The organism is Actinomycetes bacterium (assembly GCA_036000965.1).
Classification (GTDB): Bacteria; Actinomycetota; CALGFH01; order CALGFH01; family CALGFH01; genus DASYUT01.
The window spans coordinates 1-6,675 of the sequence record DASYUT010000136.1; the positions used below are offsets into that span (position 1 = coordinate 1).

The 6,675-nt window shown below is 70.2% G+C and carries 7 protein-coding genes; 6 read left to right on the plus strand and 1 reads right to left on the minus strand.

The features are described 5' to 3' along the window. Window positions 1-31 precede the first annotated feature (31 nt). A complete protein-coding gene (locus VG276_11835; GenBank protein ID HEV8650068.1) occupies window positions 32-1,636 on the minus strand; it encodes an ATP-binding protein in 1,605 nt (534 codons plus the stop codon). A gap of 776 nt (window positions 1,637-2,412) precedes the next feature. On the opposite strand from VG276_11835, the gene VG276_11840 reads away from it, so the two are divergent. From VG276_11840 to VG276_11865, 6 genes are all read left to right on the plus strand, one after another. Further along, window positions 2,413-2,820, plus strand: a complete 408-nt coding sequence (locus VG276_11840; GenBank protein HEV8650069.1) for a hypothetical protein — start codon at window positions 2,413-2,415, stop codon at window positions 2,818-2,820. Next, complete coding sequence (locus tag VG276_11845; GenBank protein HEV8650070.1) at window positions 2,817-3,122, plus strand: hypothetical protein; 306 nt, start codon at window positions 2,817-2,819, stop codon at window positions 3,120-3,122. The genes VG276_11840 and VG276_11845 overlap by 4 nt, the downstream gene beginning before the upstream one ends. Continuing rightward, window positions 3,094-3,855 carry an ATP-binding protein gene (locus VG276_11850; GenBank protein HEV8650071.1) on the plus strand — a complete coding sequence of 254 codons (762 nt, stop codon included), beginning with the start codon at window positions 3,094-3,096 and terminating at the stop codon, window positions 3,853-3,855. Before VG276_11845 ends, VG276_11850 begins: the two co-directional genes overlap by 29 nt. Before the next feature lie 53 nt (window positions 3,856-3,908). After that, the gene (locus tag VG276_11855; protein ID HEV8650072.1) at window positions 3,909-4,295 is read left to right on the plus strand and encodes a DUF742 domain-containing protein; all 387 of its coding nucleotides are present in this window, start codon (window positions 3,909-3,911) and stop codon (window positions 4,293-4,295) included. Then, on the plus strand, window positions 4,276-5,436 hold the full coding sequence (pstS, locus tag VG276_11860) for a phosphate ABC transporter substrate-binding protein PstS (protein HEV8650073.1): 1,161 nt from the start codon (window positions 4,276-4,278) through the stop codon (window positions 5,434-5,436). Before VG276_11855 ends, pstS begins: the two co-directional genes overlap by 20 nt. 487 nt (window positions 5,437-5,923) lie before the next feature. Beyond that, the coding region (locus tag VG276_11865; protein HEV8650074.1) for an IS110 family transposase at window positions 5,924-6,675 on the plus strand (752 nt) is incomplete at its 3' end.

Consider the following 6,675-nt stretch of genomic DNA (forward strand, 5'->3'; position numbering starts at 1 on the left):
GACGCCCGACCGACCGGAGAGGAGGTCGACGTCACACTGGGGACGAGGTCGACGCCCGGCCGTCTTCGACACCGTTGGCCACCGGCCCCGCGTCGGGCGCGTCCGCGCCCGACCAGGCCGGCATCGCGATACGCAACCCGGTGGCGAGCGGCAGGCGCAGCTCGAACCGGGCTCCACCGCCGCTGCCGGCGGCCGGCTCGCCCACCGACAGCTCGCCTCCCTGGGCCCGTGCGAGCTGCCTGGCGACGAAGAGCCCGAGCCCGACCCCGCCAGCCTGCCTGGTGGAGCCGGAGTCCACCTGGGTGAAGCGGTCGAAGATGCGGTCGCGCTCTGCCGCGGGCACGCCCGGGCCGGCATCGGTGACCGCGACCACCACCTCAGCGTCCTCCCGGCCGGCGTCGAGCCGGATGACGGCGTCGGCCGGGGAGTACTTGGCCGCGTTGTCGAGCAGGTTGCCGATCACCCTGGCGACCGCCTCCGGGGCGGCGAGCACAGGCAGCGGACCGGCCACGGTGGCGACGACGTGGTGCCCGGGGTGGTCGAGCTGCCCGGTCCGCCCGGCGTGGCGGATCACCTCGGCGGCGTCGATCAGCGGGTGGATGGCCGGCTCGCTGGGGACGTCCTGGAGACTGGAGGCGAGCAGGAGCTGCTCGATCAGCTCCTTCAGCCGCTCCCCTTCCCGCCTGGCCATGGCGACGAGCTCGATGCGCTGCTCGGGGGTGAGCACACCGTCGCGGGCGCTCAGGGTGACCAGGGACCCGAGGATCCCGGTGAGCGGGGTGCGTAGCTCGTGCGAGACGGTGGCGAGCAGGTCGCTCTTGAGCCGGTCGTTCTCCTTGAGCTGGCGGACCAGGGCGTGCTCGACCTCGACCAGGCGGGCCTGCTCGGCGGCCACCTCGGTGGCGGCCGAGGCTGCGGCATCGGCCTCAGCCTTGCGCGCGGCCGCATGGACCGCTCCCCTCGTCGCAAGATAGACCGCAACCATGGGCAGGAGCAGGAGCGGGATCAGGACGCTCGAAAAGTTGGCCACGACCAGCGCCACCGGTGCCATGGCGAGCGGCATGCCCGACGCCCAGATCTTGAAGGCGAGATCCTCCCGAAGGCCCGCGATGAGGCTAGTTCCGCAGGCGAGGGCGATGGTGATGAAGACGAGCAGGTCGTTGGCGACGAAGAACACGGTGATGGCAACCAGGAAGGCCGGCAGCTCGTCAGCGGAGAATGGACGCCCGCCACCGAGCACACCGTAGACGATGTCGGTGGCGGCGAGCGACAGACTGTACTGTGCGACGTTGAACAGCACCTTCTTCAACGGCTTGCGCTGTCCCAGGTCGGAGACTGCGCAGGCGATCCCAAACACCAGCATGCTGGCGGCCACGCCCCAGCCGAGGAAGATCGCGAACCCGAAGGTACTCGAGACGGTCACGCTTCCGTCCTCGCCGTTCCTGAAGAGCTTGATCGGGAACAGCTCGGTCACCAGGACGAGGGCGGCGAGCAGCCAGAACGCAGCGGGAGCCGTGCTCGCGGCCTGGATGCTCCCCCGCATCGCGAGCACGACGAAGACGGTGAGCCCGGCCGCCGAGACCGTGATGACCCAGGCATCGAGGGCGGATGAACGACCGTGACGGGTCAGGATCATTTTCCTCGGGCTGTGGGGTGCACCGACAACACCGCTCCAGCACATCACTTCATCCCGGGTTTTGTCGACCCGGGATGAAGGTTCGGCGTCAGGCCGCCACTGTCACCACTTGAAGGGAGCGCCGAGGGTTGCTACGAGCGCGGCGAACGTCGCGAGCAGGTACGCGACCCTGGCACGACGGCTCCTGAGGAGCTGCATGACCGTTCACCTCCCCGAGTGTTGCAAGAGGCGACCAGTGACCGGGCCCAGGTCGCAAAGCCCGCCATGTCGACTGCGGAGGGCCGATCCCTCACTGGATCAGCCAGTATACCCAATCAAGAGGAATGTGTCAGACCGATTGAAGCAACGTTCTGCGCATATTCGATTGAAAATCTTGATCGAGTGAAAGCATACAAGCAGCGACTTCCCGTTTCCCCGTCGACGATCGACCGATTCAGTCCTTACGATCGGCACGACTGCTTCGACAGGAACGCTGAGCCCCGGGTGCCGCTGCCGACTGGCTCGGCCGGGCGGCTGAGGGATGCTCCCGTTCCGAGGAGGGCCAGGGGCTGCCGTCGGAGAGTCCCGGGGCTGCCGTCGACGTCGTCGACCTCGACCACGGCTCACCTACCGCTTGCGCGCGGAGAGCCTCGACGGGACAGCGGGTGCGTGCCTGGGGAGACCCAGGTGTCGCTGTGTGTACCTGTACAGACCTCGACTGGACATCGTCACCATCATGGCGCATGCTTCTGATATCGCGCGATATCAAGTGGCGCGACATCAAGTGAGGAGGCGCCATGGAGGAGTCGTCGAGGCTGGCGGGGCTGCTGTTCACGGCGGTGCGCCGCCTGCCCCAGGACGACCAGGACGCCGTGCTCGCCGAGCTGCTCAGCGAGCGGCTGGAGGCCGGCGTCCAGGGCCCGCCGCCAGCCCGCATCCCAGGGCTGCCCGAGCTCCTGCGGACCAGCCCGCTCACCGGCGTCCAGCTCGGGCTGGTGCCAGGGGCCCCCGGCGAGCCGGGCGGGCCGTGGCAGACGGTGCCGGTGCGGCTCTCCACCGAGCAGCACGAGCGCCTCAAGCAGTGGTGCCAGGCCAACAGCTTCACCATGGCGGTGGTGCTGCGCGGCCTGGTCGCGCGGTTCCTGGACGAGCAAGCCGGACGGACCGGGCCGCGCAGCGGCGAGGAGACCGGCCCGGCCGGTTGACCGCCCGGCCGGTCGAGCAGGCCGCCCTGCGCCGCTCGATCGCCGAGATGTTCGTCAGCCTCGGCCGGCGCAACCAGGCCCTGGTCGACCGCCAGCTCGAGCTGATCGACGACCTGGAGCGGACCCGGACCGACCCGGACGAGCTCGCCGACCTGTTCCGGCTCGACCACCTGGCCACCCGCATGCGGCGCAACGCCGAGAACCTGATCGTCCTGGCCGGCGCGGATCCCATCCGCCGCTGGAACGAGCCGGTACCGCTGGTCACGATCGTGCGTGCGGCTGTCGCCGAGGTCGAGATCTGAGGACTACAGCCGGGTGGAGCTGGTCCTCGCCGAGGACCTGCTCGTCGCCGGCCATGCCGCCAACGACCTGGCGCACCTGCTCGCCGAGCTGATCGAGAACGCCGTCTCGTTCTCGCCGCCCAGGACCCGCGTGCAGATCAGCGGCCAGCAGGCGCACAGCGGCCACGTCATCCAGATCGAGGACGCTGGCCTGGGCATCAGCGAGGAGGAGCTCACCCAGGCCAACCAGCGTCTGGCAGACCCCCCGGACATCGACTTCGCGCTCTCCCAGCGGCTCGGGCAGTACGTGGTCGGCCGGCTGGCGCAGCGACACGGGATCAAGGTGCAGCTGCGCCACTCCTGGTACGGCGGCGTGACCGCCCTGGTGCTGGTGCCGCAGACCCTCCTCCCGCAGGTCGACGGTTCGCAGCCGGGCACGGCCGAGCATGCATGGTCCCATCGCGCGGTGACCGGGCGGGCCGGGCTGCTCACCGGCCACGCTGTCAGCGACCAGCCACCGCGCGTCCGGGTCGGCCCTCCGGACCGGGTCGACGGTGACAGCACCGGATCGGACGCCGAGGCGTCCACATGGCAGGCCACCGCTTCAGGCGCGGAACGCCCGCCGGCGGGCGTGCGCGGCCTGCTGTCGCGCTTCCGGACCGGCCAGGGCGACGCTCCCCGGGCCACGGCCGCCGAGCAGGACGGCCCCGCCCCCGCCAGGTCCTCCAGGGGCGAGCATGGCGCGACCTCGTGATGCTCCGCCAACCCTGACCCGCCCGTCGCGGCCGCGCCCGGCATGGACCCGCGATGACCGCTGAGCAGGAGCGCGGCCGGGGGAGCCAGCGCACCTGGTCCCGGCAGTACGAGCGGCCGTACGCCATGATCGGCGGCCGAGCCCGCACCGGCGCCCACGCCCATCTCGAGATCGAAGCCCTGGTCGCAACCACCGCCCAGGCCGCGCGGCCACTCGTGGCCCTGACCCCTGAGCAGCAGGCGGTCGTCCGGGCAGGCCGCGGCGTCGTGTCGATCGCCGAGATCGCCTCGCTGCTGGACGTGCCCCTGACGGTCGCCCGCATCCTGGTGGGCGACATGGCCGACGAAGGCCTCGTCGTGGTGCACCGGCGCACCGATCCCCTCGACCGCCCCGACCCCGACCTACTGCGGAGGGTGCTGCATGGCCTCAACGCGATCTAGCACCACCACCCGGCTGCGGCGGCGCCGCGCCACCGCCTTGCTGATGGTCGCCGGTGCGCTCGTCGCGGCCGGCTGCTCGGCCTTCCGGGAGGCGCCAACCAGCCACGCCCCACAGGCCCAGGCCACACCGCTGACCGGCGCGGGCGCCACCTTCCCGGCCCCCATCTACAAGAAGTGGTTCGCCGACTTCGGCCGGCGCACCGGCGCCCGGGTAAGCTATCAAGCGGTCGGCTCCGGGGAGGGCATCACCCAGTTCACTGCCCGCAGGATCGACTTCGGCGCCACCGACGTGCCGCTGAACGACATCGAGCTCGCTCAGGCCGAGGCGATCGGCGGACCGGTGCTGCACATCCCGACGGTGCTCGGCGCGGTCGCGGTGGCCTTCAACCTGCCCGGCAGGACCAGCCTCAAGCTCGACGGCCGGCTCATCGGCGAGCTGTTCCTGGGCCGCATCGCCCGCTGGAACGACCGCCGGCTCGCGGCGCTCAACCCGGGCGCCCCCCTGCCAGACCTGCCCGTCACGATCGTGCACCGCTCCGACAGCTCGGGCACGACGGCCAACTTCACCGCCTTCGTGGCCAGCCAGCACCTCGACTTCCGGTCCCGGGTCGGCGACGGCAAGAAGGTGAACTGGACAACCGGCAGGGGCGCCGACGGCAACGGCGACCTGGCCGACCTGGTCGCCGCCACCCCCGGGGCGGTCGGCTACGTCGAGCTGAGCTACGCCCTGGACCGCCAGCTGGCGGTCGCGGCCGTCAAGAACCCCGCCGGCAAGTTCGTCGCCCCGAGCTCGACCGCCGCCGCCGTGGCCGCCCAGGATCTCGCCGAGCTGAGCGCGGTCAACGACTTCCAGGTGAGCCCGGCCGCCACCACCGCCGACGACGCCTACCCGATCATCACCTACACCTTCCTGGTCGTGTTCCAGCGGCAGTTCGACGTCGCCAAGGGCACGACCCTGGTTCGGCTGCTGCGCTACATGACCAGCGAGGGGCAGGCGTCGGCCACCGACCTGAACTACGCGCCGCTGCCCCCGTCACTGCGCACGCTCATCACCGCCAAGCTCGGACTGCTCACCGGCCCCGACGGCGAGCCGCTGGTCACCGACCTTGACGGCAACCCGTCCCGCTCGAGCACCGGCTAGACCGAAGTTACGTGACTCCTAAGGGCCGAAAACGGCTATCTACCAGCAGAAACACTGCTCAGATGAGTCCTGGATGTAGACAGAAAAAGTTGCTCTCGCACTTCCTTTTGAGATGGGATGAGGCTCCCAGCGCTGCCGAATGCACCCAGAAAGTGACGCAAACCGGACTCATGTAGACAGAACGAGACCCTCCTCATCGGCTCAAACTCCCTGCTCAGAGGGCAAGTCACACGTCCCAGAGCCACGTAACTTCGGGCTAGTCTCCGATCTCCCTGCGGGGAGGCCCGTTCCGGGGTGAAAATCGGGCTGGTCGCCCGCTGACGTCGTTGCTCCTTGGTCGCTGGTGAGGCCGTGGGCTAGTCGGACGCTGGGAGCCGCGCTGTGGGCCCTTCAGTGTTGCCTCGAGCACGCGGATTAGCTTCCGCCCTGTCCTGTGGCTCCCGCGGGCGGCCGTGCTGGTGGTGGCCCATGACGGTGAGGAGGCCGGGTGCTGGAGGAGACGCAGGACACCGAGGAGATCATCGGGCGGGTCGCGGCGTTGGATATCGGCAAGGCGGAGCTGGTCTGCTGTGTGCGGGTGCCCAGTGGGCAGGGGTCGGGCAAGCGGCTGCAGGAGGTGCGGACCTACCCGACGATGACACGGTCGCTGCTGGTGCTGGCCGACCGGCTGGGTGCGCTGGGGGTGACCCGGGTGGTGATGGAGGCAACCAGCGACTACTGGCGGAGCCCGTTTTACCTGCTGGAGGCCCACGGGTTCGAGTGCTGGCTGGTCAACGCGCGTGACGTCAAGCACCTGCCAGGGCGGCCCAAGACCGACAAGCTCGATGCCGTGTGGCTGTGCAAGGTCGCCGAGCGGCAGATGCTGCGGCCAAGCTTCGTGCCGCCCCCTGCGATCCGCATGCTGCGGGACCTGACCCGCTACCGTGCTGATCTGGTCGCCACCCGGACCGCGGAGAAGAACCGGGTGGAGAAGCTGCCCGAGGACGCCCAGATCAAGCTGAGCGTGGTCGCCTCCGACATCTTCGGGGTCTCCGGTCGGGACATGCTGGCCGCGCTGCTCGCCGGGGAACGGGATCCCAAGGTGCTGGCGCAGCTGGCCCGGCGCCGCCTGCGCGCCAAGCTCAGCCTGCTGGAGGAGGCCTTCTATGGCCGCTTCAGCGACCATCACGGGTTCCTGCTGGAACGGATGCTTGGCCGCATCGACCAGGCAACCGCCGACATCGCCGCGCTGGAGGCCAA